Raw genomic sequence first — 24,975 nt, 5'->3', positions numbered from 1 at the left:
CCACTGCTCTTCGCCGTTTAGAGCGCCTAGTGCAGAACCTTGGATAACTGGTAGGTCATCACCTGGGAAATCGTACTCAGATAGAAGTTCACGAACTTCCATTTCAACTAGCTCTAGAAGCTCTTCATCATCAACCATGTCACACTTGTTCATGAATACGATGATGTAAGGGATACCAACCTGACGGCCTAGTAGGATGTGCTCACGAGTTTGAGGCATTGGACCATCAGTAGCAGCAACTACAAGGATACCACCGTCCATTTGCGCAGCACCAGTGATCATGTTTTTAACATAATCCGCGTGTCCTGGGCAGTCTACGTGTGCGTAGTGACGAGTTGGAGTATCGTACTCAACGTGAGAAGTTGCGATTGTGATACCGCGCTCACGCTCTTCTGGAGCGTTATCGATAGATGCGAAGTCTTTCGCTTCACCGCCGTACACTTTTGCAAGAGTAGTACAGATTGCAGCTGTTAGAGTTGTTTTACCGTGGTCAACGTGGCCGATAGTACCAACGTTTACGTGCGGTTTCGTACGTTCAAATTTTTCTTTAGACATGAGTTGTCCCTCTAGGTACGGATTTAGGTGGCTTTGAAGACCACGCAACCAAAAAATCTTGGTAATAAAGCTTCTCTTAGCCTCTAAACATAGTTGAGGCAAAAGAAAGTATCAAAAGGAAATATTGCTTTGAGAGCTGGTGCTGATAGGCAGACTCGAACTGCCGACCTCATCCTTACCAAGGATGCGCTCTACCACCTGAGCTATATCAGCACTCTATATGAGTTGGAGCGGGCAGCGGGAATCGAACCCGCATCATCAGCTTGGAAGGCTGAGGTAATAGCCATTATACGATGCCCGCAACACGTAACTCTGAGAGCTATTCCCTAAAGAATATGGTGGGGGGGGACGGATTCGAACCATCGAAGGCAGTGCCGGCAGATTTACAGTCTGCTCCCTTTGGCCACTCGGGAACCCCCCCAAATTTTACTTACCATTTTCGTCATCATTGCCCTAGGCAAAGTGAAAATGGTGCCGACTACCGGAATCGAACTGGTGACCTACTGATTACAAGTCAGTTGCTCTACCTACTGAGCTAAGTCGGCATAAGTGGAGCGCATTCTATTGAATGAATCTTGCTGATGCAACCGTTAAATCAAAAAAAATTTCGTTTTTTCACACATTCTTCCTTTTTGACGACTTTTTGTACACATTTCGGGGAATTACGCACGCTGTGTCGCATGAAATATTTGATTTATCCCTTTGTTCAGGTATGTTCAGCACTCTACGTGTATGGAAACCTTAAGTTAGGTGAGTTATGAGCCCTTTTATGTCATTTAGTCGCGAGCAGTGGTCTGCACTTCGCAACGCTGTCCCTATGACATTAACAGAAGATGATCTGAAAGAGCTTCAGGGTATTAATGAAAACCTGACGATACAGGAAGCCACTGATGTTTACTTGCCTCTTTCTCGTCTGCTTAACCTGTACGTTGCCGCGAGACAGAGTCGCAACTCCGTTCTTCAAGAGTTCTTGGGACAAAGTGACCATACGCCACCATTCATCATTGGTATTGCTGGTAGTGTTGCGGTCGGGAAAAGTACCACGGCTCGCTTGCTAAAAGCCTTGCTCAGTCGCTGGGAAAACCATCCTAAGGTAGAGCTTATTACGACTGACGGTTTCCTTCATCCTAATAAGGTACTGTTAGAAAAAGGGTTAATGGCGAAAAAGGGCTTTCCCGAGTCCTATGATATGCGTCGCTTGGTGCAGTTTGTTTCCGATGTCAAAGCGTGTAAGCGTAACGTTGTCGCTCCCGTCTATTCACACTTAACTTACGATATTACTGATGAGCAGAAAGTCGTCGACCTACCTGACGTGCTAATCATCGAAGGTCTCAATGTCCTGCAAAGTGGCATGGACTACCCTCACGATCCACATCGCGTGTTTATCTCTGATTTTCTCGATTTTTCTTTGTATGTCGATGCAGACAGTGAACGCATTGAAAACTGGTATGTGCAGCGCTTTATGAAATTCCGCCAAGGCGCCTTTACTAAGCCTGGTTCTTACTTCAGCCACTATACCCAGTTAAATGAACAAGAAGCAAAAACTAAAGCGAAGAATATTTGGGCATCGATTAATGGGATCAACTTAGTGCAGAATATCTTGCCAACCAAAGAGCGAGCTCAATTGATTTTACAGAAAGGTAAAGATCATAATGTTGAGACGGTTTATTTGAGGAAGTAGGCTGTTTTGATGAGGGGTTATGTGCGTCAAAGGTAGATCCCTGCCTACGCAGGGATGACAACATGCGGTGTGGTGACAATATCTAGTGTGGTAACAATATTTGATGCAGTGAGTGAAGTTGCTAAATTAGTGATAAGTTAAGCCACATCAGTTCAGTTTACGCAGAGAGATCTCACCACCAATAAATGGTTGAATACCCGCTTCTGTTTCCAGCAAAACGGCGCCAGTGGCATCAATGCCGCGCACAATACCTTGAATGTCTCGATTGCCCATAACCAGACGAACTTCTCGATCCAAAAAGTTATCATGACGATTCCAACGTTCAACAAAACCGTGTAAGCCACACATTTCGTAATCTTCTAGAGCGTTCTGCCAAGCCTTGATAAAGGCCACCACCAAATCGTTACGGCTAAATGGTTTGTCTACCACTTCATTGAGTGAGGTCCAAGGCTGATCGATGCCTTCTACTTGTTCACTCATATTTAGATTCATACCCATACCCATGACTAGGTTTGCCGCGCCACCAGCTTGGCCTGACATTTCAACCAAAATGCCGGCTAACTTCTTGTCATTAAAATACAGGTCATTCGGCCATTTAAGTTTTACACCATCAATCCCAAGTTGTTCTAAGGCTTCGACTATCGCCACGCCAATCACCAGACTCAACCCCATCGCCGCTGCCATTCCTGCTTCTAACTTCCAATACATGGAGATATAAAGGTTACTACCGAATGGTGATACCCATTGGCGGCCACGGCGGCCACGGCCTTTAGACTGGTACTCAGAAATGCACACCGCACCCGACTCTAAGCTGTTTTGTTTGTCGAGTAAGTATTGATTGGTAGAGTCGATAATAGGAATCAACTCAAATGGTGAGGTAACAGATCGCGATAGTTTCTCTTTGGACAACAGTTCCATAGGGGCCGCTAGTTGATAGCCTTTCCCCTGAACGCGAAAGATATCAACCCCCCAATCACGAATGCCTTTAATGTGCTTACTTACAGCGGCACGAGAAATACCTAGCTGCTCACCCAACATCTCACCCGAATGAAATCCGCCTTGAGAAAGCTGCTCTAAAATCGCCAATTTCACATGATGCTCTCTCATAGCATGTCCTTTAAATACACTTCTTGTTGAGCACCCATAAAGCGTACCTCATGCTCAAGCTCTACATTAAATTTCTTCAGCACACAGTCGCGGACATAAGCGGCAAGATTAACAATATCCTCCGCCTTGGCATTATTGGCATTCACCAATACAAGAGCCTGTTTAGGATGCACCATGGCCCCACCTTGAGTATGCCCTTTCAGACCACACTGATCGATAAGCCAACCAGCAGCCAACTTCATCTTGTCACCCGATGGATAAGCCACTAGCGCTGGGTATTGCGCTTTGAGCGTTTCATGCTGTTCGATACTGACAATCGGGTTTTTAAAGAAACTCCCAGCATTACCAGTCACAGTAGGATCAGGCAGTTTCTCTTTTCTCACTTTTACGACCACATCAAACACTTCTTTTGGCGTGGTCGTATCTGGGTCAAGAGACTGTAACGGACCATAACTTAATATAGGCTGCCATGTTTTATTTAGCTTAAGGCCAATGGCGGTCACGAGCGCCTTATCTTTCAGCTCGTGCTTAAAAATGGAGTCACGATAACCAAAACGACATTGATTATTAGACAGCCGCTTTATGGTATAGCTGTCTATACAAAGGTACTCCACATAATCACATACTTGCTGAAGCTCTATGCCATAAGCACCAATATTCTGAATAGGTGCGCTACCAGCACAGCCAGGGATTAAAGCCAAATTTTCAACACCAGCGTAACCCTGCTCCACACACCATTCCACCAAACTCGGCCAGTCTTCACCCCCTGATACATGCAAAAGATGTTCAGTCTCAGAGCTGGAGTACGAAATACCTTGCAACCGATTAATGATAACAACGCCCTGATAAGGCTCCGTAAATAACATGTTACTGCCCTTACCTAGCATCAGTTTAGGTAGCGCTTGCCAGTCTGGGTTTTGGTAAATCGCAATTAGGTCGTCGACCGATTCAGCTTCTACTAGCACCTGACACTGCTGTGAGATACCAAAGGTGTGAAATGGGCGAAGTTGGGCATTGTTTTCAGTTTGCATGGGCGTTCATTGATGGCTTACACTGCCGCTATTCTATCCTTTTGAGACGAGCATTGGCTATGGATACGTTAAAATTCGGTATGCTAGACCCCATTAAACTGCCGATTGCCAAAAAACTGTATAAAGCACACTACCCAGCTGGCAAACCAAAAAGTGATGAACGTATTCTCACTCTTAGCCAAGGCCACAGCCTCTGTGCCCTCGTACGATTTCGCACCATCGAGCAGTATCGATTGATGACCGGCATGCTGGTTCTTCCAGACTTCCGACAACAAGGTGTCGGTCATCATTTCATGGCACAACTGCGACAAAATGAGCTGACCAACAACGATTTTTGTTTTGCGCTAGAACATTTACAGGGATTTTATGGGCAACATGGCTTTAAAGTGATTGCCCAAGAAGAGCTACCAGGTCCTCTTAAGCAACTGTTTTCTCGTTATATTCACGGCGGAAAAGCACTGGCAGCTATGCGATACATTGATCCCCGTTAAACTTATCAACGCTTTACTACCCATTTAGGGCAAGAGTTTGGTAAAATTCTAGGTTCGCAATTTTGCAATGACCAAAGGTACAGTCCCTCATATGATGGCTCTTAGGAACTCTTTTGAACAGCTTCCCTCAATCGCGCAGGATCCCAATGCATTGGATGTATTGTATTCCGCCAAAGATTATCGCGAGTATTTAATTCAAGCGATACGCGAAGCACAATCAAGAATCTACCTAGTCGCTTTGTATTTAGAAGATGATGACGCTGGACGCCAAATCCTGACTGAACTTTATCAAGCAAAGCAAAAGAATCCGGCTCTCGATATTGCCGTTTGTGTTGACTGGCACCGTGCACAACGTGGTCTGATTGGCGCAGACCAGTCTGATGGCAACGCAGTGATGTATCGCGAGTTTAGACAAAATCACGAGCATGCCGTTCCTGTTTACGGTATTCCAGTGCGCGGAAGAGAAGTATTTGGGGTCTTGCACCTTAAAGGCTTTATTATCGATGATAAAGTGATATACAGCGGCGCTAGTCTTAACAACATCTACTTAAATTACGATGAGCGTTACCGATTCGACCGCTACCATGTTCTGAACAACCCTGAACTAGCAAATAGTATGGCTCAGTTTGTTGCAAACGAACTGATTGCCAATCCTGCCGTCAACGACCTGTCATTACCAGAAAAGCCAACGACAAAAGATATTAAGGCAGAAATCCGGCAGCTACGTGGTTCACTGTCTCAGGCACGTTATCAATTTAACGCTCAGCCGAGTAATGAGCACCAAGTAGCAGTGACACCTATTGTTGGTATTGGTAAGCGTCGTAACAGGCTTAACCAAAGCATCAATCAGCTATTAGCTAGTGCTAAAGACGAGATTTTTATTTGTACCCCTTATTTCAACTTCCCTAAGTCGGTAGCAAAAGAAATCAAGCGTGCCCTGAAACGCGGTGTTAAAGTGAAAATCGTGGTGGGTGATAAGACGGCGAACGACTTCTACATTTCTCCAGAGGAAGACTTCAAAACCATTGGTGGTTTGCCTTACCTCTATGAAATGAATCTGCGTCGCTTTGCTAAAGCTAACGAAGCACATATCGCGAGTCGCAATTTGTGCATTCGCCTATGGAAACATGATGACAACAGCTTCCACCTAAAAGGTATTTGGGTCGATAAGCGTTATATGCTGATTACAGGCAACAACCTAAATCCACGAGCTTGGAGCTTGGATTTAGAGAATGCCATTTTGATTCAGGACCATTACTCGCATCTTGTCGACAAGTTTGAGGCTGAGGTGGAAAACATCCTTGAACACACCCAGTTAATCTGTACCTGTAAGCAGTTGGAAAAAGTGGAAAACTATCCAGCGCCTGTACAAAAACTGCTAAAGAAAATTACTCGAGTTCAAGCTGATAGAGTATTGAAACAGTTACTTTAAGTTATTCAACCTGTAACGTCTTCGAAAAAGCAAACACAAAAAAACCAGCCTCACGGCTGGTTTTTTTACATCTCATCTAAATCAATTAAGACTTAGCTTCGCGACTTGCACGCTTACGATCGCTTTCCGAAAGGAACTTCTTACGGATACGGATGCTTTCAGGTGTTACTTCTACTAGCTCGTCATCATCGATGAACTCAAGTGCTTGCTCTAGAGTCATAATGATTGGCGGAGTAAGAACCTGTGCGTCATCAGTACCAGAAGCACGAACGTTAGTTAGCTGCTTACCTTTAAGCGGGTTAACCGTTAGGTCGTTGTCACGGCTATGGATACCGATAACCATGCCCTCGTAAACCTCAATACCATGACCGATAAACATACGGCCGCGCTCTTGTAGGTTAAACAGTGCGTTCGTTAACGCTTTACCAGCACCGTTCGAGATAAGTACACCGTTTACACGCTGACCAATCTCACCGCCCTTGAATGGACCGTAGTGATCGAACGTGTGGTATAGAAGACCAGAACCAGACGTTAGTGTCATGAATTCAGTTTGGAAACCGATTAGACCACGAGATGGCATCATGAAGTCCATACGAATACGACCTTTACCATCTGGAGCCATGTCCGTTAGCTCACCTTTACGTAAGCCGATAGCTTCCATGATGCTGCCTTGGTGCTCTTCCATTACGTCGATAGTTACAGTTTCGTATGGTTCTTGCTTCTGACCATCTTCTTCTTTGATGATAACTTCAGGACGAGAAACCGCTAGCTCAAAGCCTTCACGACGCATGTTTTCGATCAGGATAGATAGGTGTAGTTCACCACGACCAGATACACGGAACTTATCTGGATCATCCAGTTGCTCAACGCGCAGTGCTACGTTGTGTACCAGTTCCTTCTCTAGACGCTCAAGGATGTTACGTGAAGTCACGAACTTACCTTCTTTACCTGCGAATGGAGACGTGTTTACTTGGAATGTCATGGTTACTGTTGGTTCATCAACAGACAGTGCTGGTAGCGCTTCCACTTCACCCTGTGCACAGATAGTGTCAGAGATTTTTAGCTCGCCAAGACCAGTGATTGCGATGATGTCGCCTGCAGTTGCTTGCTGAACTTCGTGACGCTCAAGGCCTAGGTAACCTAAAACTGTACCTACTTTACCGTTACGAGTCTTACCATCAGCACCGATAACCGTTACTTGTTGGTTCGGCTTAACCGTACCACGAGTCACACGGCCTACACCGATAACACCAACGTAAGAGCTATAGTCTAGCTGAGAGATCTGCATTTGCAGTGCACCCTCAGGGTCAACAGCAGGTGCTTCAACGTTATCAACGATAGCTTGGAACAATGGTTCCATGTTCTCGCCTTCTTCGCCTTCTTCCAACGTTGCCCAGCCGTTTAGCGCTGATGCGTAAACTACTTGGAAGTCTAATTGTTCGTCAGATGCACCTAGGTTGTCGAACAAGTCAAATACTTGGTCCATAACCCAATCAGGGCGGGCACCTGGGCGGTCGATTTTGTTGATAACAACAATAGGCTTAAGGCCATGTGCAAATGCTTTTTGCGTTACAAAGCGAGTTTGCGGCATCGGACCATCTACAGCGTCAACGATAAGCAGTACAGAGTCTACCATCGACATAATACGCTCAACTTCACCACCGAAGTCCGCGTGTCCCGGAGTATCTACGATGTTGATGCGGTGATCATTCCAGTTGATCGCTGTGTTTTTAGCAAGGATCGTGATACCACGTTCCTTTTCGATATCATTCGAGTCCATAACTCGCTCTTCAGTTTCACCGCGAGACTCTAGAGTACCGGATTGCTGAAGTAGCTTGTCAACAAGGGTAGTTTTACCGTGGTCAACGTGCGCGATAATCGCAATGTTTCTTAACTTATCAATCTGTGGAGTTGACATAGATTTCTTTCACTCAGTCAAGAGTCGCCGCACGATAGCCGCTGACTCGATTAAAAAAACGCCCGCAATATACCAGAAATTACGAGAGTTGTGATCTTCTTCGTTGAAATCTTGCTTAAACATAGTCGGTTTAAGCTAGTTTTGCCGTAAATATCGGGCGCTAGCGCCAAATTCACTATTTTAGCGCAGCCGATCTGCTCATCGTAGGATTGCAGTTGACACCGATTCAAAAACCATGCTGAATGTATGGCATCATTGATTCAACTTGGTGCAGAAATTTAACATTGCACCATAAAAGTGCATTCAATGATCATTTTGGTGCATCATCTTGCTCCATTATGATGAGTAATTTTGTAACACCATGAAAAATAATGGATTTATTTTTTGGCACGGTTTTAGCTTTAGTAAAATCAGCATCGATTAACGCACTTCAATAAGCAGACGTTAATCAATGCCGATTAACACTAATCGAGTACTTAACCGCTTTAATAACACTGGAGGTTTTCCAAGATGTCAGTAGAAAATGTTCTATCGCTGATCCAAGAGAACGAAGTTAAATTCGTAGATCTACGCTTTACAGACACTAAGGGTAAAGAGCAGCACGTTTCTATCCCTGCACACCAAGTAGATGCAGACTTCTTTGAAGAAGGCAAAATGTTCGACGGTTCATCAGTTGCTGGCTGGAAAGGCATCAACGAATCAGACATGGTAATGATGCCTGACGCGGCAAGCGCAGTTCTAGACCCATTCACTGAAGATGCAACTCTGAACATTCGTTGTGACATCCTTGAGCCTGCAACAATGCAAGGCTACGACCGTGACCCACGTTCAATCGCTAAGCGCGCAGAAGACTACCTACGTTCTACTGGCATTGCAGATACTGTACTTGTTGGTCCAGAGCCAGAGTTCTTCCTATTTGACGATGTTAAATTCGCAACAGACATGTCTGGTTCATTCTTCAAGATTGACGACGTAGAAGCGGCTTGGAACACAGGCACTGACTTCGAAGGTGGTAACAAAGGTCACCGTCCAGGCGTTAAAGGTGGTTACTTCCCAGTAGCTCCAGTTGACTCTTCTCAAGACATCCGTTCTGCAATGTGTCTAGTTCTAGAAGAAATGGGTCAAGTTGTTGAAGCTCACCACCACGAAGTAGCAACAGCGGGTCAGAACGAAATCGCTACTCGTTTCAACACGCTAACGGCTAAAGCGGACGAAATCCAAGTTTACAAGTACGTTGTACACAACGTTGCACACGCATTTGGTAAGACAGCGACATTCATGCCTAAGCCTCTAGTAGGTGATAACGGTTCTGGTATGCACGTTCACCAATCTCTAGCGAAAGACGGTGTTAACCTATTCGCTGGCGACAAGTACGGCGGCCTATCTGAAATGGCGCTTTACTACATCGGTGGTGTTATCAAGCACGCTAAAGCAATCAACGCATTTGCTAACGCATCAACTAACTCGTACAAGCGTCTTGTACCAGGCTTCGAAGCGCCAGTTATGCTTGCTTACTCTGCACGTAACCGTTCTGCTTCTATCCGTATCCCAGTGGTACCAAGCCCGAAAGCGCGTCGTATCGAGCTACGTTTCGGTGACCCATCAGCAAACCCATACCTATGCTTTGCTGCAATGCTTATGGCTGGTCTTGACGGTATCAAGAACAAGATCCACCCAGGTGAAGCAATGGACAAAGACCTTTACGATCTACCAGCTGAAGAAGCTGCAGAGATCCCAACAGTGGCTTACTCACTAAAAGAAGCGCTAGAGTGTCTAGACGCTGACCGTGAGTTCCTAACTTCTGGCGGTGTATTCTCTGATGACTTTATCGATTCTTACATCGATCTTAAGTCTCAAGACGTAGAGAAAGTAAACATGACAACTCACCCACTTGAGTTCGAACTATACTACTCAGTATAATTCAAAGGTTTACAACCAATTATTAGGCTCGCCTCGCAGGCGAGCCTTTTTTATGTCCGTGTTATTTCTTGCAGCATTACCATCAAGGCTCTTAAGTAAAGCAAGGTTCCGCTAACATGAAATCTGCCCTGATATTGATACTGTGTATCCTGAGTCCTCTAACTTGGAGTATAGAGATCTACACCTGGGTCGATGAAAAAGGTGTGCAGCACTTCAGTGATCATCCTGCTAACCCTCAATCGTTGTTAATTGTGTTGCCTGAGCCTCCCGCCCCTTACTCCAGCAATGAAGTTTCCCCAGCAACAAATTCTTTCTCAGAAACACCAACACCCAAGCCTATCAGGCTAAAAGTGAGTATCCGCACTCCTACTCACGATGCCACCATTCGCAACAACGCTGGTAATTTCGATGTTATTGGTCACATAGATGGCAAACTTCACGTCACAGCCAAACTGCAGCTTCTTCTCGATGGCAAGGTATATGGTGCACCGAAAACTACTCCTCATTGGTCATTAACCGCCATTGACCGAGGAACTCACACCCTAACCATTCAAGCGCAACAAAACGGCAAGGTTATTGCATCGTCCAATACGATAACAGTGCATTTACATCGTGCATCGGTGCAATCGCCATAGCCATCAGCGTTTACGCTTTTACTCTATAAAAAATTGCGCCATACTTGGAATTATCAATGCACCATTTTAGTGCATAAACAAAAGACATTGCGTGCAACGCACCATCATGAGGCAACGTAATGCAAAACCGATTAAGGATAGCGTGTGGCAAACTGTGAACTCACCAGTGCAATACTCAATAATGTGGTAACGGCGACCTTGATGCTCAATGAGGGATTAACAGTTCAATACGCTAACCCTGCCGCAGAGCAATTGTTCTCGCAAAGTTCCAAGAGACTGCTTAATTGCCACCTTTCTCAGTTTATTCAACACGCTTCTCTAGACTTGGCCTTGCTAACCCAGCCTCTACAAAGTGGTCAAAGTATTACCGATAGCGATGTCACTTTAGTTGTTGATGGCAAACCGCTGTTATTAGAGGTGACCGTTAGCCCCTTATCTTGGAATAAGGAACTGATGCTTTTGGTGGAAATGCGTAAGATTGGTCAACAAAAAAGGCTAACTCAGGAGCTCAACCAGCATGCTCAACAACAAGCTGCAAAGTTGCTGGTAAGAGGTCTCGCTCATGAAATAAAAAACCCACTTGGTGGCCTGCGAGGAGCGGCACAACTGTTATCAAAGATGTTGCCTGATCCCTCACTTAATGAGTACACCAATATCATCATTGAACAAGCAGACCGATTAAGAGCGCTGGTCGATAGGCTTCTTGGGCCACAACGTCCAGGAACGAAAAAAGAAGAAAATCTGCACCTCATTTTAGAAAAGGTACGTCAGTTGGTAGAGCTTGATGCAGGAACCAGCCTGACCATAGAGCGAGACTATGACCCTAGTCTACCGCCGATCTTGATGGATACCGACCAAATCGAACAAGCGTTATTGAACATTACCAGTAATGCCGCGCAAATATTAAAACAACAAGAGAATGGGCAAATCACCTTGCGCACGCGCACTGTGCATCAAGCCAATATTCACGGACAGCGCCATAAACTCGCTGCTCGGATAGAGATCATTGACAATGGCCCCGGCATTCCGGCCGAACTCCAAGATACGCTGTTCTACCCCATGGTAAGCGGCAGAGAAGGCGGAACGGGTCTTGGGCTGTCCATTTCGCAAAATTTGATCGACCAACATAATGGAAAAATAGATGTAGAAAGTTGGCCCGGTCGCACCATTTTTACTATTTATCTGCCTATTTAGCCTCAAGGAGAAAGAGGACTTAATATGGCTTGCTGTAAGGAAGTTTGGCTATGAGTAAAGGATATGTATGGGTCGTCGACGACGACAGCTCAATACGATGGGTAATGGATAAAACCCTTTCATCAGCAAATATCAAATGCGAGACATTTGCTGATGCAGAGAGCGTGCTAATGGCATTGGAGCGGGAAACACCGGATGTATTGGTGTCCGATATCCGTATGCCCGGTATTGATGGCATTGAGCTGCTTAATCGAGTTCAAGAAAGCGCCCCAGATTTACCAGTCATCATAATGACCGCACACTCTGATCTCGATGCGGCGGTAAACGCCTACCAAAAAGGCGCTTTTGAGTACCTACCTAAACCTTTTGATATTGATGAAACACTCACTCTGGTCGAGCGCGCTATTACTCACAGCCTAGAGCAGAAAAGTGCCCTTTCGCAGGAAGAGGTGATCGCAGCTGATGCACCGGAAATAATTGGTGAAGCACCCGCTATGCAAGAAGTGTTTCGAGCGATTGGCCGTTTATCTCGTTCCTCCATTTCTGTGCTCATAAATGGTGAATCAGGTACGGGTAAAGAGCTTGTCGCGCACGCCTTACATCGCCATAGCCCTCGCTCTAGCAAACCTTTTATCGCACTCAATATGGCAGCAATTCCCAAAGACCTTATCGAGTCAGAGCTATTTGGCCATGAGAAAGGTGCATTTACTGGTGCAAATAGCGTGCGCCAAGGACGTTTTGAACAAGCCAACGGCGGGACCTTATTCTTAGATGAGATTGGCGACATGCCATTGGATATTCAGACTCGATTGCTGCGCGTCTTAGCCGATGGACAGTTCTATCGTGTCGGTGGGCACTCTGCAGTCAAAGTGGATGTACGTATCGTCGCCGCGACTCACCAAAACCTCGAAAAGCTGGTGACCGAAGGCGAATTCCGCGAGGATTTATTCCATCGCCTTAACGTCATTCGTATCCATATCCCATCTCTTCGAGAACGCAAACAGGATATTGAAAAGCTGACATTGCATTTCTTGTCTTTAGCAGCAGAAGAACTCGGTGTGGAGACCAAGTCTCTTAATCCGGACACAGTGGATATCTTAAATAAGCTCGACTGGCCGGGAAATGTGCGCCAGCTTGAGAATACCTGTCGATGGCTCACGGTAATGGCCAGCGGCAGTGAAATTCTACCAAGTGATTTGCCTACAGAGTTACTAGAGGAACCTAGGCGCGTTACTGATATCGGTGCTGGGGATTGGCAGTCACTACTCTCTTCATGGGCTCAGCAGGCCCTTGAGTCTGGTGAGACAGAAATACTTAACCATGCACAACCGCAATTCGAGCGTATATTGCTTGAAGCTGCTCTCAGCCACACCAATGGCCATAAGCAAGATGCAGCGAAAGTGCTCGGCTGGGGACGGAATACTCTTACCAGAAAGCTAAAAGAACTCTACTAACAAAGTTCTTATTAGATCATCGACTTGCCTAACGCACCGCCATTATTTAGGTCATTTAGTCTCAAATGACCTAAATAATTCTATCAATCGGCCGATTTATAACTATTGATTATTAACACGTTACGGCAAAGCCTCAGGCCTATCTGCGAGCTCGTTGCCACACAACATCAGAGCATATGCCAGGTTTACTGAAAATCTCCTTCAAGAAAGCCCTAATCACACCATTTATTTTGGTGTTTCTGTGCTCGATCGGCACCATTTTATGGCTACAGAAAGAGCACTACGACGACCTTGCGCTGGAGATAAGTGAAAAGCAGCTTACTAGCTTAAGCTACAACGTGATTCAGAGCTTAGATATCTATCTTGAAAGGCCGATGGCAGTGGCCGACGCATTAGCTCATGCGATTGAATACCATCAGCTGTATTCCGCCAATGATGCCCTAGCTATCGAAGATTATTTGCTGTCCAGTTTTAAATCCCTTCATACTGAGTTTTCGCAAATTGACTTATTGGGTTTTGGCGGCGAGTTAGGTGAATTCCTTGCCATACGAAATGCAAAGTCCATTCATACCCCAAACGGTTACTCTTTGATGGTAAAGGACGCGAATACTGGTGAGCAGCTTAATATCTACCAAGGTGAAAACCGACAGTCTCAAGTCATCGATACCATAAAACCTTATGACCCAAGATTGCGCCCTTGGTACCAGCCGGTCAAAGAAAACCCCGTGGCTATGTGGTCAAAGCTGTATGCCAACGCCGACGCGGAACAAGAAGTGACAATTTCTGCTCTCGCTCCGGTATTTAGCTCAGACGGAGACATTCGAACCTTCGTTGGAGTGGCTGCTGTTGATGTACAGATCGATACTTTTAGTCTCTTTCTCAATGAACTAAAACACGACCATAATGCGCAAGTCTTTATTATTGATAACCAGCGTCAGCTCATCGCACAAGCCGATGATGAATCGATTCTTGATGCTAACGGGCAAAGGCTATCAATGGCTGACAGCTTGCATCCTGCTTTGACCTTTCTTGATCAAACTTTAGATAATACCGAACTGACTGAACCTCACTTATTCGCCTTTCCTTACCGAGGAGACACCCATTATGTGATGGTTAGTCATTATCAAACTAATACCAATTTAAGTTGGTACGTTGTGGTGTCTATCTCCAATCACGCTCTGCTTGGCGATATACCCATGATCAGCAACCAAACGCTAATCGCGGGCTTGATTTTAGGCGTGCTGGGGTTACTTGTCGGTATCGTCATCATCAACCGACTGATTCTGCCTATGTCTGAAACCGCTGAGGCGGCAAAACAGATTTCTAATGGCTCTTGGGACTACCCATTACCCAAAAATAATCGTATCAAAGAGATCTCGCTGCTCGTAGAAAGCTTCTCCGCCATGCGCTCACACTTGCAAGCATCGTTTCATACTTTGCGAGAACAGCTCACGCGTGACAACTTGACCAAGCTGTATAGTCGACAAGGCTTTATTGAGACCTGCAATGCTATGAAAAGCAACAGCGGCTGTATGATGCTGCTCGGCATTAATCAATTTAGAGATATCAATGACAGCTTAGGTCACCATCAAGGTGATATTTTACTCTCTGTCATTGCAGAGAGACTCAAAGCGTGGGTGTTACTTGAAAATGGTGTGCTAGGGCGAGTTGCCGGTGACGAGTTTGCCATCTATCTACCCGACGTGCTGCCACAGCAACAACTGTGTTATCAACATCGAATTCGACAGATATTCAGCGCCCCCTTTGTGATGCAAGGTGAGCCATTAATGTTACAGGTCTCTATTGGTATCGCACCTATTACCGAAGAGGACACAACAGACACAACGCTGCGAAATGCGGGCATTGCCCATAGCCACGCAAAGTTTGATTGTCAACGCTGCTGCATTTATACCCCCGACATGGCGGAGAGTTCGAAAAAGAAAACGCGCTTGTTAGCGACATTACGTCATGCCATTGCTAACAATAAGTTTGAGGTGCATTTCCAACCCATAATTGAACTCGACAATGGCCAAACTTTAGGTGCTGAAGCTCTACTGCGACTTCGTGATGATGAAGGACAATTCATTTCTCCTTTGGATTTCATTCCTATTGCTGAAGGTTCGGGACTGATTAGCAGTATTGGTCGGATTATGGCAGAGAAAAGCCTCGAAACCGTTGTCAAAGCTATCAAACAACAACAGTTACCTGCGCACTTTCAATTGCACATTAATGTCTCAGTCATTGAACTAGCGAGCGCAAGCTATGTGGATGAATTGTCAGGACTGCTCAAACGAGCAGGTTTTCCGGCAAGTCAGCTTACTGTCGAAGTGACGGAATCGCGACTGGCTGACAATGATCCTATCACCCTTGGCAACCTCAGCAAAATTAGAGCGCTTGGCGTTAATATTGCTATTGACGATTTTGGTACTGGCTATTCTTCCCTCGCCTATCTCCACAAGCTGCCATTTAATAGCCTGAAGGTCGATAAAGCCTTTGTAGATAGACTGACTCCAGACAATGCTGAGCAGAGTGTTGTTGCAGCAATCACTAAGCTATCAAGCAGCTTTGGGTTTACGCTCGTGGCTGAAGGGATTGAAACACCACTGCAAGCTAAGCTCGTTCATGACCTTGGCTGTCATCATGCACAGGGGTATTTGTATGGTCGACCGACACCGTTAGAACAATGGCCGCAGCTGGCTGCTGCGACCAATATGAAAAATACGGTAGATATTAAATAACGCGGGAGAACTGTTGCTGACGCGCTTTTTGACGCAGATATTTGTCAAAACACATGCAGATATTACGAATCAATAAACGACCACGCAGTGTCACTTCAATTGAATCGTCTGACACTGCAACTAATTCATCATCAATAAACGTTTGCAGCAATTTCATATCTTCAGCGAAATAGCTTGAGAAGCTAATGCCAAAGGTCTTTTCTATAAATGTTTTGTCGAGCTTGAAGTTACAGATAAGCTGCTTGATCACTTCACGGCGAATCAAGTCATCTTTATCAAGGACTACACCTTTCCACAGTGCATGTCTCAAATCATTCACTTGAGCGTAGTACTTTTTCAGCTCTTTCTGGTTTTGTGCGTAACTGTCGCCAATCATAGAAATCGCAGAAACACCAAAGCCAACTAGGTCGCAATCACCTTGCGTCGTGTAACCTTGGAAGTTTCGATGCAGCTCACCCGCACGCTGTGCAACCGCTAGTTCATCTTCAGGAAGAGCGAAGTGATCCATACCGATAAACTGATAGCCTGCGCCAGTCAACGTCGCAATAGTATCTTGCAAGATCGCCATTTTTTCTTCAGCTTGAGGAAGATCCTCGTCTTTAATCTTACGCTGCGCGGCAAATAAGTTTGGCATGTGAGCATAGTTAAACACCGATAAACGCCCTGGACGCATGGTCAGAACCTGCTCAAGAGTCTCGGCAAAACGCTGTTTCGTTTGCTTCGGTAAACCATAGATAAGGTCGAGGTTGGTTGAACGGAAACCTAGTTGTTTGGCGCGCTCAGCCATGGCAAAGATAAACTCTTCATCTTGCTCACGATTCACCAGCTTTTGCACTTCTTTATTGAAGTCTTGAACGCCGATACTCAAGCGGTTAAAGCCTTCTGAGCGCAGATGGTCCAACATATCCAACTCAATTTCACGCGGGTCAACTTCGATACTGATCTCAGCACCTTCTTGGAAGAAGAACTCACCACGAAGAATTGCCATCAATCGACTGATCTGGCTTTTGGTTAGGAAGGTTGGCGTACCACCACCAAAATGCAACTGAGTCACTTTACGACCCTGAAGCAATGATGCACGCTGACGAATTTCGTGTTCGATAACATCGAGATACTCATCGGCTTTGTGTGCATGACGGGTAATCACTTTATTACAGCCACAGTAATAGCAAAGCTTATGGCAGAACGGAATATGAACGTACAGCGATAGTGGACGTTCTGGATATTGAGTACACGCCATGTCGTAATCAGAGATGGTATAAGCTTCGTGGAACTCGACAGCGGTCGGATATGAGGTATAACGAGGACCCGAGTAGTTATACTTATCGAGAATCGCTTGATCCCAGACTATCTGTTGCTTAGTTTCTGATTGACTTTGAGACATGGTAATACTTCCAATAAACATGTGTTTCTTGACGCCCCAATCACAACCTAACAAACGCAGATTGGCGGTGCGTCAACTAGGCGCTATTTTGCCACAGGAATATGACAGCGAGCGCCGTTAACTGCATTTTTGCTCAAATCGTCAACAAAAATGCTAGCTTGATCACTAGTCATGACCAACGAAACGAAAAGGCTATCCTACAAGCTTAATATCAATGGCATTGTTCAGTGGCTTAACCTTCTGCTGAAGGTCTTTAAGCTCTTCGATAATTGCGTCATTCAAACGCGCTTCTGCCTTCTGACGTGTAAGGTTGTCCCGCATTCGGTCTTGCTTTTTCATCTCTTGTCGCGCATCACCGCGTGGCATATCTTTAACGATATGATATAGCTCAGAAGTCGCGGGGTAGCTCTCATCAAAATCGACACGGTCATTACCTTGAACGTAGTCCATAATGTTGTAGAGTCTAATCGCCGCTTCTGATACATCACATTGCCCTTGAATCGTCGCTAAACAAATCGTATCGACGCTTTCAAAAATGTTGGCATTTCGCTTTTGGATAGCCAAGTCGCGATGCTGCTGTTGCAACTCCTTTTGCTTTTTAAGTTGCAGTAGCAAATAGCCCGCATAACTAGCCAAGCCGACAATAATGATGGCACCAGCAATGGCTAACAGTGTGAAGGTATTCATCTGCTCTACCCTTATTAATCCTTGAATTGGTCGATGTCTAGCTCTTCAAATTGAGACAACAAATCAGCATCGCTGCTTGCTTTGCCCTTTGTCTGACGAGGCTCTTCAACCATAGATGATTCAGACTCATCTTCGATCTCTGGTTCCATTAGGCCAAGACGGTTCATCAGTACTTCAATTCGGTCGAGTTTCTCGTCAACGTATTTTTGCAGACCTGCACCCAAGTTTTCACCGCTTTCAATACGATCAAGCAATACGTTAAGCTGTGCATCATTTTCGAGCATTTCAAGTTCTTGCTCAGCAGATAAACGACGCTCTTGTTTACTTGGCTTTTTCTTATCATCAACGATAAGTGCGATTTTTTTCTTGCTACCTAAACGCGGGTCTAGCTTTGCTGCGCTGCCTGCCTGTTTGGTTTTTGAACCTTCTGAATGACGACTGCCAGACTTCTGGCCTTTGCGCTTTTTCAAACGCTTGCGTAAGCGACCTTCCACATCCGATTCAGTGCGGTTGCGTGTAACAATTACAGGCTCTGGATTCGCGCCTGGCTTTCTCGATTTTTTCTTACGACTCATTACGTAAGCTTCCTCAGTAAAATGACATCATTACCAATGAATTCTAACTCCAGCCCATCTCTTTGTGCCAAATACACAAAGGTGGCTCGACTAAAGAATACAACGTGGGTTTGGTCGTTCTTGTAGTGCCATTTGGCAAAGGCATCCACATCAACCACCATTTTAGTCATTAAGCCTAACCATCCCGCAGGCTTAATGAGCGATAACCATTGTTGCCAAACTAAGTCTGGCTCATACAAGTGCTCAATAACTTCCGTTGCTGTGACGAAGTCATAGCTATTATCTAATACCGAACTCTCTGGATAATAGTACAAATCATACAGCGACATGTCATAGCCTTGCTCTTCGAACATCAAAGACAAGGTTGGGCCCGGGCCACAGCCAAAATCGAGACCTTTTGAGCCTTGTGATAATCGTTCTTGTAGTGGTGAGACTAGTCGAGATAAAAAACGTCGATAGCCAGCATCACTAGGATCATTGATATGAAGGTCATAAATCGCTTTTTCCGCGCTCGCATCAAGTCGTTGCTGCGTTGGTACAAACACCAACTGACAGGAACCACATTGCAAGTAATCTCGCTTCTTATCGCTGTGATAATGGTGTACAGAAAGTCCCGCACACAGTGGGCAAGCTTCCACAATTTATCTCCTGAACGATACAAGGGTGCGAAACATACCAGAAAGTGAGCACGGTGGGGAGTGGAGACGGGTATTTTTTCTACAATTTCATCAAAAACGCGTAGAATTTAAGGCAGAGAAGTCGTTTGCTTATCTGCCTTAGTGCTATTACATCCAATCAGTGTTGCGAATAATACCAACCGCAACCCCTTCAATAGCAAGGTGCTGAGCAGTTAGATCGACTTCAATCGGAGAAAATTCTTCGTTTTCTGCATGCAGCAATACGGTCGCGCCTTTGCGCTCGAGTCGTTTTACCGTCACATCGTCATCGACACGTGCAACCACCACTTGTCCATCACGAACATCCTGCGTTTTATGTACTGCAAGTAGGTCGCCGTCCATAATACCGATGTCCTTCATACTTTCGCCATTAACACGCAGCAGAAAATCAGCTCGTGGTTTAAACATGCTCGGATCAACTTGGTAGTGTGCTTCAACATGCTCTTGCGCCAAAATAGGCTCACCCGCAGCAACTTGACCAATCAATGGCAGGCTGGCGTCTTCGTTCGCAGCATCTTCAAGCAGAATACGAATGCCTCGAGATGCACCAGGGATAATTTCAATGGCTTTTTTACGTGCTAGAGCTTTTAGGTGTTCTTCTGCCGCATTCGCAGAGCGGAAACCCAACTCTTTCGCGATCTCGGCACGAGTAGGTGGCATACCTACATCGTCTATTTTGCTTTTGATTAAATCAAAAACTTGCTGTTGTCGTGGCGTTAGCGGCTTCATAATTCACCTGTCTGTTTATACAGTTAACTGTGAGTATATCCAGTAATGGTTTAATTGCAAAGACAATTGGTTGTTTTTTTAGCGGCTTAACACCATATCTAACTCAGACAGAGCAAAAAACACCGAATTAGGATGTAACGAGTTTTTTCATTAAAAGGTAAGACCAGTTTCTGGTATGCTTGCACCGCTCTAAATATAGTGCCTAGGATTAACACACTACAATTCATAGTATGTGTGCTTCTCAGGCATTGTTTCTTTCGAACAAATTGAGGCTGTGAACCTTTATGTCTTCAGGACAATCACTGTTCCGTTCCTTTCTTAAACTGCCAATGTCGGTATTGGTAAAAGGGACGGCGATTCCATCTAACCCTATCGAAGACCACAATATCGATGCAACGAAACCTGTGGTGTACGCCCTTCCGTTTAGCTCCAATGTCGATCTGCTCGCATTACAAGAGCAAGCCTTGGCCGTTGGGTTACCGGATCCATTAGAGCCTATCGTGCTCAATGGAGAAGAGCGTAGTCGCTTTGTCTTCATCGCCTCAAGACCAACTCTCATTAGCAGCGACCAGAACGTTCCGAACGAATCCATCGCACTGTTTTCTGACTTACTTAAAGAGCACGAGAAAGACCGTGAACTTGATGTTCAGGTTATTCCGACCACCGTTCTTTGGGGCCGTAAACCTGGTAAAGAAGAAACACCAAAGCCTTACCTGCAACCGATGAACGGTCTGCAAAAAGCTTTTGCGGTTATTGCTTCAGGTCGGGACTGCATGGTGCGCTTTAGCCCAGTAGTGTCGCTACGCTATATGGCAGATTCACATGGCACGGATGAATCTATCGCTCACAAACTGGCACGTGTAGCCCGTATCCACTTCTCAAGACAGAAGTTCGCTGCCTCTGGACCAAACCTGCCAAACCGCCAAGTACTATTCCATCGTTTACTCAACTCCCAAGTGATTGAGCAAGCGATCACAGACTACGCGCAAGCTAGCGATATTAGTGAAGAAAAAGCACGCAAAGAAGCTCATCAAATCATGGATGAAATTGCTGCTGACTTCTCATATAAGCTGATAAAAAGTGGCGACCATATCCTTCATTGGCTGTGGAACAAACTCTATCAAGGCATCAACGTCAATAACGCTTCTACCGTGCGCCGTTTAGCGCAAGACGGTCATGAAATTGTTTATGTACCTTGTCACCGTAGTCATATGGACTATCTATTGTTGTCCTATGTTCTTTACCGTGAAGGCATGGTACCACCGCACATTGCTGCGGGTATTAACCTCAATTTCTTCCCAGCAGGGCCTATTTTCCGTCGTGGTGGCGCGTTCTTTATTCGCCGCAGTTTCAAAGGAAATAAGCTTTATTCGACGATTTTCCGTGAATATTTGGCAGAGTTATTTGCCAAAGGCTATTCCGTTGAATACTTCAGCGAAGGCGGTCGTTCACGTACTGGCCGTTTACTGCAAGCAAAAACCGGCATGCTGGCAATGACGATTCAAGCGATGTTGCGCGGCCTTAACCGCCCTGTCACTCTGGTTCCCGTGTACATTGGTTATGAACATGTGATGGAAGTGAGCACCTACGCCAAAGAGCTGCGTGGTAAGCGCAAAGAAAAAGAGAATGCAGGCCAAGTAATCAAGACCATTCGTAAACTGCGCAACTTTGGTCAAGGCTATGTGAACTTTGGTGAGCCAATTCCACTCAATCAATATCTCAATGAAGCCGCGCCAAACTGGACGCAAGACATTGATCCAATGGGCACCAGCAAACCACAGTGGTTGGTACCTGCAGTCAACGATCTTGCGACCAAGATGATGACTAACATTAACGATGCTGCGGCAACTAATGCTCTAACGCTGTGTGCCACAGCCTTGCTTGCCTCACGTCAACGGGCGTTATCTCGTGACAGCTTGGTGTCACAGATTGATTGTTATCTGTCACTGCTTAAGCACGTTCCATATTCACAAACTAGCACGCTGCCTAACGATTCAGCAGAAGAATTGGTAGCTCACGCCGAGTCATTGGATAAGTTTGTCATTGAATCTGATACCTTAGGCGACATTATTTCCCTAGATCGTCACCAGTCGATTCTGATGACCTACTATCGCAACAACATCATCCACTTGTTTGCATTGCCATCTTTGATCGCACAAATGTTGATCCGCCAACATAAATTGTCACTCGAAGCTATCAAGTACAATGTGGAGAAGCTTTATCCTTTCCTCAAGAAAGAGCTGTTCTTGAATCTAGACCAGGCAGAGTTGGAACAGGCCGTCGACGGCATCGTTGCAGAACTTGAACGTCAGCAACTAGTCGTGGTGGAAAAAGGGTTTGTCTCAATGAACCAATCCAACACTCAAACCTTGATGTTACTAGGTAGAACGATTTCCGAGACGCTTCAACGTTATGCGATTTCACTCAATCTACTAGCTAGCTACCCTGAACTAGGCAAGAGTGATTTGGAACAGAAGAGCCAAGAAATTGCCCAGCGTCTTGGTCGTCTTCATGGCATTAATGCCCCGGAGTTCTTTGATAAAGGCGCCTTTGCAGCTCTGTTCAGCACCCTGAAGGAACAAGGCTACCTTGATGTAGAAGGTAATTGTGATAGCGCCGCTACCGAAACGTTAGCTAGCCTACTATACAGCTTGCTCTACCCTGAGGTGAGATTAACTATTCAAGAGAGTGTCCATCAAAGCGATGTCGAAACTTCTATAGAAGACGCATCTGCTTCTGAGTAAATCCCTCAAATAACAAAGGCGCTATTCAATAGCGCCTTTGTTCTATTCTCTATCTTGCTACGGCCAAAATGCTACTAGCAAACCGATCGTCACCACCATACCCACATAGTTATTATTGAGGAAAGCTTGGAAGCACGGCATTCGCTCACGTTGTCTAATGAGCCATTGTTGATAAACAAACAATGCCCCAACCACCAGCAAACTCCAATAAAAACTTGCACCGAGTTCATACCATCCACCCAATGTGTACAGCATGAGTAATGTAGCAAACTGCAATAAACCAATGATGAGTTTGTCTCGGCGACCAAACAAGATTGCCGTCGATTTGATCCCTACTTTTAAGTCATCGTCACGATCAACCATGGCGTATTGAGTATCATAGCCAATGGTCCAAAGGGCGTTAATCACAAAGACAAACCAAACCATAGGTGGCAGCTCATTTGCTTGTGCAGCCCACGCCATCGGAATCGACCAACTGAACGCCAATCCTAAAAACAATTGCGGTAGATGAGTATAGCGCTTCATAAATGGATAAATAAACGCTAAAAATAGACCAACAAACGACAGCTGTATCGTCAGAGTATTCATCGTCAATACAAGGATAAACGACGCAATAGCGAGGAAAAGGAACAGCGCTATGGCTTCTCTTGATGACACCAAACCTGCTGGAAGCGGTCTAAGTTTGGTGCGTTCTACATGGCCATCCACCTTACGATCTGCAAAGTCATTAATCACACAACCTGCACTGCGCATCATGATCACTCCCAATGAGAAGACCACTAATACATGCAAATCTGGTATCCCTTCGGCCGCAAGAATCAGCGCCCAAAGTGTTGGCCAGAGCAGCAGTAACGAGCCGATGGGTTTGTCCATTCGCATTAACTGCCAATAGGCTTTTGCCTTTGCCGAGGTCATTATTCACTCTCCATGTTATAGACCGGCGAGTCGGGAAGAAAAAGCTCCGCGACCAATATTGGATGTCCTGAGACCCACAAACGAGAACGACGAGCAAACAAGTCCCCTTGCGGAGTCGAGATCATGGCAACTTGCAGCGCATCACGCTTAGTATCTGAGCTTGAAAAAACGGTGACCCCAATAGGTACAGTTCCTTGTTGTGAAATGTCGTATTGGCTTCTATCCATAGCATCGAGCGACATCAACGTGCGACCGATGACCCAAGGTACATCATCGCCTGATAGCACCACCTCTCGTAGCCAGCAGGCTTCGTGATCAAGTAACTCTACTTCTTCATGAGACATGCATTGTGGAGTACTGGCTTCGTTGCGCACCACTTCTACTGCGAAGTGATCACAATGAGCACTTAATTTATGTGACAAAGAGCCCTGCTCTGTTAACCATTGCAAGACATTATCATTGGTAAATCGAAACTGTTCTGGAGATTGCCATTGAGCGTGGCTTAATACTTTCAGATAATCGAAAACTGAATCATTCATTTTGCTATTCAATAACACGCGCTTAAGGCGTACAATCATTATTCTTCTGAATGGCGTATTGTACCACTCGAAGAGGCCATAAACTCTAGTTGTATCGTGCTATTGTAACAAAATTAGGCTTATGGAATATCGGCTAAATGGAGTTAGGAAGAGAGAAATATGCGTAAACGTTACCTAAGCCAGTTTTTCCTTATCATGGGCTTGACTGTCACATTCCCTGCTCTTTCGGCAGATCCTACTGCTCCTAGCCTCGCTTATTTCACTTTAGAACCAGAGTTGACGACGAACTTTTATACTGAAGGCAAGCGACTCGGTTATGTTCAAGTACGAATCGACGTTATGGTCGCAGATGCCAGCGACCTTGTTATTATTGAACACCATCAACCACTTATTCGTGATGCGGTTGTAGAGCTACTCGGTCGTCAAAATGCGGATGTCATCAAATCTCTGGCTGGTCGAGAAGAAATTCGTCACGCCTTAGTTGAGAATCTCAATAACCTACTGTTAGCAGAAACCGGTAAGGCCGTCATCGCCGACCTTTTATTTACCAAATACTTATACCAATAGGA

Annotated in this window: 21 protein-coding genes and 4 tRNA genes; 10 read left to right on the top strand and 15 right to left on the bottom strand. The window is 45.4% G+C overall.

Annotation, left to right across the window (positions count from 1 at the left end; genetic code table 11):
* The 5 genes from HW45_RS27090 to HW45_RS27070 all read right to left on the bottom strand — a co-directional run.
* Nucleotides 1-555 (bottom strand): GTP-binding protein (locus HW45_RS27090; protein ID WP_038224543.1); only part of this gene is annotated, 555 nt, incomplete at its 3' end.
* A 137-nt stretch (nucleotides 556-692) separates the two neighbouring features.
* Nucleotides 693-768 (bottom strand) — tRNA-Thr (locus HW45_RS27085).
* A gap of 13 nt (nucleotides 769-781) precedes the next feature.
* Nucleotides 782-856 (bottom strand) — tRNA-Gly (locus HW45_RS27080).
* 35 nt (nucleotides 857-891) lie between these two features.
* Nucleotides 892-976 (bottom strand) — tRNA-Tyr (locus HW45_RS27075).
* A gap of 48 nt (nucleotides 977-1,024) precedes the next feature.
* Nucleotides 1,025-1,100: transfer RNA gene (locus tag HW45_RS27070), tRNA-Thr, on the bottom strand.
* 212 nt (nucleotides 1,101-1,312) lie between these two features.
* On the opposite strand from HW45_RS27070, the gene coaA reads away from it, so the two are divergent.
* The gene (gene coaA / locus HW45_RS27065) at nucleotides 1,313-2,236 is read left to right on the top strand and encodes a type I pantothenate kinase (RefSeq protein ID WP_006074988.1); all 924 of its coding nucleotides are present in this window, start codon (nucleotides 1,313-1,315) and stop codon (nucleotides 2,234-2,236) included.
* Nucleotides 2,237-2,383: 147 nt separating this feature from the next.
* Here the strand turns inward: coaA and birA are convergent, their stop codons facing one another.
* The gene (gene birA / locus HW45_RS27060; RefSeq protein ID WP_038231145.1) at nucleotides 2,384-3,343 is read right to left on the bottom strand and encodes a bifunctional biotin--[acetyl-CoA-carboxylase] ligase/biotin operon repressor BirA; all 960 of its coding nucleotides are present in this window, start codon (nucleotides 3,341-3,343) and stop codon (nucleotides 2,384-2,386) included.
* A complete protein-coding gene (murB, locus tag HW45_RS27055; RefSeq protein WP_038231144.1) occupies nucleotides 3,340-4,374 on the bottom strand; it encodes a UDP-N-acetylmuramate dehydrogenase in 1,035 nt (344 codons plus the stop codon). The genes birA and murB overlap by 4 nt, the downstream gene beginning before the upstream one ends.
* 59 nt (nucleotides 4,375-4,433) lie before the next feature.
* Here murB and HW45_RS27050 point away from each other — a divergent pair, with 59 nt between their 5' ends.
* Nucleotides 4,434-4,865, top strand: coding sequence for a GNAT family N-acetyltransferase (locus tag HW45_RS27050; RefSeq protein ID WP_038231146.1), 432 nt, complete (start codon nucleotides 4,434-4,436; stop codon nucleotides 4,863-4,865).
* A 91-nt stretch (nucleotides 4,866-4,956) separates the two neighbouring features.
* Nucleotides 4,957-6,297, top strand: a complete 1,341-nt coding sequence (pssA, locus tag HW45_RS27045) for a CDP-diacylglycerol--serine O-phosphatidyltransferase (protein WP_038231143.1) — start codon at nucleotides 4,957-4,959, stop codon at nucleotides 6,295-6,297.
* 85 nt (nucleotides 6,298-6,382) lie between these two features.
* Here pssA and typA read toward each other — a convergent pair whose 3' ends face one another.
* A complete protein-coding gene (gene typA / locus HW45_RS27040; RefSeq protein ID WP_038231142.1) occupies nucleotides 6,383-8,215 on the bottom strand; it encodes a translational GTPase TypA in 1,833 nt (610 codons plus the stop codon).
* 510 nt (nucleotides 8,216-8,725) lie between these two features.
* Here typA and glnA point away from each other — a divergent pair.
* From glnA to HW45_RS27015, 5 genes are all read left to right on the top strand, one after another.
* Nucleotides 8,726-10,135 carry a glutamate--ammonia ligase gene (glnA, locus tag HW45_RS27035; protein ID WP_006074981.1) on the top strand — a complete coding sequence of 470 codons (1,410 nt, stop codon included), beginning with the start codon at nucleotides 8,726-8,728 and terminating at the stop codon, nucleotides 10,133-10,135.
* Between the two features lie 116 nt (nucleotides 10,136-10,251).
* Nucleotides 10,252-10,770: a DUF4124 domain-containing protein gene (locus tag HW45_RS27030; protein WP_038231141.1), complete on the top strand. Its 519-nt coding sequence runs from the start codon at nucleotides 10,252-10,254 to the stop codon at nucleotides 10,768-10,770.
* A 144-nt stretch (nucleotides 10,771-10,914) separates the two neighbouring features.
* Nucleotides 10,915-11,964 (top strand): nitrogen regulation protein NR(II), encoded by a 1,050-nt coding sequence (gene glnL, locus HW45_RS27025; RefSeq protein ID WP_038231140.1) that lies wholly within the window; start codon nucleotides 10,915-10,917, stop codon nucleotides 11,962-11,964.
* A 50-nt stretch (nucleotides 11,965-12,014) separates the two neighbouring features.
* The gene (glnG, locus tag HW45_RS27020; RefSeq protein WP_006074978.1) at nucleotides 12,015-13,418 is read left to right on the top strand and encodes a nitrogen regulation protein NR(I); all 1,404 of its coding nucleotides are present in this window, start codon (nucleotides 12,015-12,017) and stop codon (nucleotides 13,416-13,418) included.
* Between the two features lie 176 nt (nucleotides 13,419-13,594).
* Nucleotides 13,595-16,156 carry a bifunctional diguanylate cyclase/phosphodiesterase gene (locus HW45_RS27015; protein WP_038231137.1) on the top strand — a complete coding sequence of 854 codons (2,562 nt, stop codon included), beginning with the start codon at nucleotides 13,595-13,597 and terminating at the stop codon, nucleotides 16,154-16,156.
* On the opposite strand, the gene hemN is transcribed toward HW45_RS27015, so the two are convergent.
* From hemN to lexA, 5 genes are all read right to left on the bottom strand, one after another.
* Nucleotides 16,149-17,540: an oxygen-independent coproporphyrinogen III oxidase gene (gene hemN / locus HW45_RS27010; protein ID WP_038231134.1), complete on the bottom strand. Its 1,392-nt coding sequence runs from the start codon at nucleotides 17,538-17,540 to the stop codon at nucleotides 16,149-16,151. The two genes, HW45_RS27015 and hemN, sit on opposite strands and share 8 nt — an antisense overlap.
* Nucleotides 17,541-17,732: 192 nt before the next feature.
* Nucleotides 17,733-18,227 carry a DUF2489 domain-containing protein gene (locus HW45_RS27005; protein ID WP_006074975.1) on the bottom strand — a complete coding sequence of 165 codons (495 nt, stop codon included), beginning with the start codon at nucleotides 18,225-18,227 and terminating at the stop codon, nucleotides 17,733-17,735.
* 14 nt (nucleotides 18,228-18,241) lie between these two features.
* Complete coding sequence (yihI, locus tag HW45_RS27000; protein ID WP_038231131.1) at nucleotides 18,242-18,802, bottom strand: Der GTPase-activating protein YihI; 561 nt, start codon at nucleotides 18,800-18,802, stop codon at nucleotides 18,242-18,244.
* Nucleotides 18,802-19,440 (bottom strand): class I SAM-dependent methyltransferase, encoded by a 639-nt coding sequence (locus HW45_RS26995; protein ID WP_006074972.1) that lies wholly within the window; start codon nucleotides 19,438-19,440, stop codon nucleotides 18,802-18,804. The genes yihI and HW45_RS26995 overlap by 1 nt, the downstream gene beginning before the upstream one ends.
* Before the next feature lie 147 nt (nucleotides 19,441-19,587).
* Nucleotides 19,588-20,208 (bottom strand): transcriptional repressor LexA, encoded by a 621-nt coding sequence (gene lexA / locus HW45_RS26990; RefSeq protein WP_038231129.1) that lies wholly within the window; start codon nucleotides 20,206-20,208, stop codon nucleotides 19,588-19,590.
* A gap of 284 nt (nucleotides 20,209-20,492) precedes the next feature.
* Here lexA and plsB point away from each other — a divergent pair, with 284 nt between their 5' ends.
* On the top strand, nucleotides 20,493-22,952 hold the full coding sequence (plsB, locus tag HW45_RS26985) for a glycerol-3-phosphate 1-O-acyltransferase PlsB (RefSeq protein ID WP_038231127.1): 2,460 nt from the start codon (nucleotides 20,493-20,495) through the stop codon (nucleotides 22,950-22,952).
* 57 nt (nucleotides 22,953-23,009) lie between these two features.
* Here plsB and ubiA read toward each other — a convergent pair whose 3' ends face one another.
* Both ubiA and HW45_RS26975 read right to left on the bottom strand, forming a co-directional pair.
* Nucleotides 23,010-23,867, bottom strand: a complete 858-nt coding sequence (ubiA, locus tag HW45_RS26980; RefSeq protein WP_038231124.1) for a 4-hydroxybenzoate octaprenyltransferase — start codon at nucleotides 23,865-23,867, stop codon at nucleotides 23,010-23,012.
* Nucleotides 23,867-24,406: a chorismate lyase gene (locus HW45_RS26975; RefSeq protein ID WP_031494467.1), complete on the bottom strand. Its 540-nt coding sequence runs from the start codon at nucleotides 24,404-24,406 to the stop codon at nucleotides 23,867-23,869. Before HW45_RS26975 ends, ubiA begins: the two co-directional genes overlap by 1 nt.
* A gap of 159 nt (nucleotides 24,407-24,565) precedes the next feature.
* Here HW45_RS26975 and HW45_RS26970 point away from each other — a divergent pair, with 159 nt between their 5' ends.
* Nucleotides 24,566-24,973: a flagellar basal body-associated protein FliL gene (locus tag HW45_RS26970; protein ID WP_038231123.1), complete on the top strand. Its 408-nt coding sequence runs from the start codon at nucleotides 24,566-24,568 to the stop codon at nucleotides 24,971-24,973.
* Nucleotides 24,974-24,975 lie beyond the last annotated feature (2 nt).

This window comes from Vibrio sp. ER1A (assembly GCF_000733315.1).
Taxonomy (GTDB): Bacteria; Pseudomonadota; Gammaproteobacteria; order Enterobacterales; family Vibrionaceae; genus Vibrio; species Vibrio mediterranei.
The sequence above is the reverse complement of the archived record's forward strand: the minus strand, read 5'-3'. Positions and strand labels throughout refer to the sequence as shown.

Excerpts from the sequence above, each read along its gene's own strand:
- coaA (WP_006074988.1), top strand. The coding sequence starts at position 1,313 with ATGAGCCCTTTTATGTCATTTAGTCGCGAGCAGTGGTCTGCACTTCGC.
- birA (WP_038231145.1), bottom strand. The coding sequence starts at position 3,343 with ATGAGAGAGCATCATGTGAAATTGGCGATTTTAGAGCAGCTTTCTCAA.
- murB (WP_038231144.1), bottom strand. The coding sequence starts at position 4,374 with ATGCAAACTGAAAACAATGCCCAACTTCGCCCATTTCACACCTTTGGT.
- HW45_RS27050 (WP_038231146.1), top strand. The coding sequence starts at position 4,434 with ATGGATACGTTAAAATTCGGTATGCTAGACCCCATTAAACTGCCGATT.
- pssA (WP_038231143.1), top strand. The coding sequence starts at position 4,957 with ATGATGGCTCTTAGGAACTCTTTTGAACAGCTTCCCTCAATCGCGCAG.
- typA (WP_038231142.1), bottom strand. The coding sequence starts at position 8,215 with ATGTCAACTCCACAGATTGATAAGTTAAGAAACATTGCGATTATCGCG.
- glnA (WP_006074981.1), top strand. The coding sequence starts at position 8,726 with ATGTCAGTAGAAAATGTTCTATCGCTGATCCAAGAGAACGAAGTTAAA.
- HW45_RS27030 (WP_038231141.1), top strand. The coding sequence starts at position 10,252 with ATGAAATCTGCCCTGATATTGATACTGTGTATCCTGAGTCCTCTAACT.
- glnG (WP_006074978.1), top strand. The coding sequence starts at position 12,015 with ATGAGTAAAGGATATGTATGGGTCGTCGACGACGACAGCTCAATACGA.
- HW45_RS27015 (WP_038231137.1), top strand. The coding sequence starts at position 13,595 with ATGCCAGGTTTACTGAAAATCTCCTTCAAGAAAGCCCTAATCACACCA.
- hemN (WP_038231134.1), bottom strand. The coding sequence starts at position 17,540 with ATGTCTCAAAGTCAATCAGAAACTAAGCAACAGATAGTCTGGGATCAA.
- HW45_RS27005 (WP_006074975.1), bottom strand. The coding sequence starts at position 18,227 with ATGAATACCTTCACACTGTTAGCCATTGCTGGTGCCATCATTATTGTC.
- yihI (WP_038231131.1), bottom strand. The coding sequence starts at position 18,802 with ATGAGTCGTAAGAAAAAATCGAGAAAGCCAGGCGCGAATCCAGAGCCT.
- lexA (WP_038231129.1), bottom strand. The coding sequence starts at position 20,208 with ATGAAGCCGCTAACGCCACGACAACAGCAAGTTTTTGATTTAATCAAA.
- plsB (WP_038231127.1), top strand. The coding sequence starts at position 20,493 with ATGTCTTCAGGACAATCACTGTTCCGTTCCTTTCTTAAACTGCCAATG.
- ubiA (WP_038231124.1), bottom strand. The coding sequence starts at position 23,867 with ATGACCTCGGCAAAGGCAAAAGCCTATTGGCAGTTAATGCGAATGGAC.
- HW45_RS26975 (WP_031494467.1), bottom strand. The coding sequence starts at position 24,406 with ATGAATGATTCAGTTTTCGATTATCTGAAAGTATTAAGCCACGCTCAA.
- HW45_RS26970 (WP_038231123.1), top strand. The coding sequence starts at position 24,566 with ATGCGTAAACGTTACCTAAGCCAGTTTTTCCTTATCATGGGCTTGACT.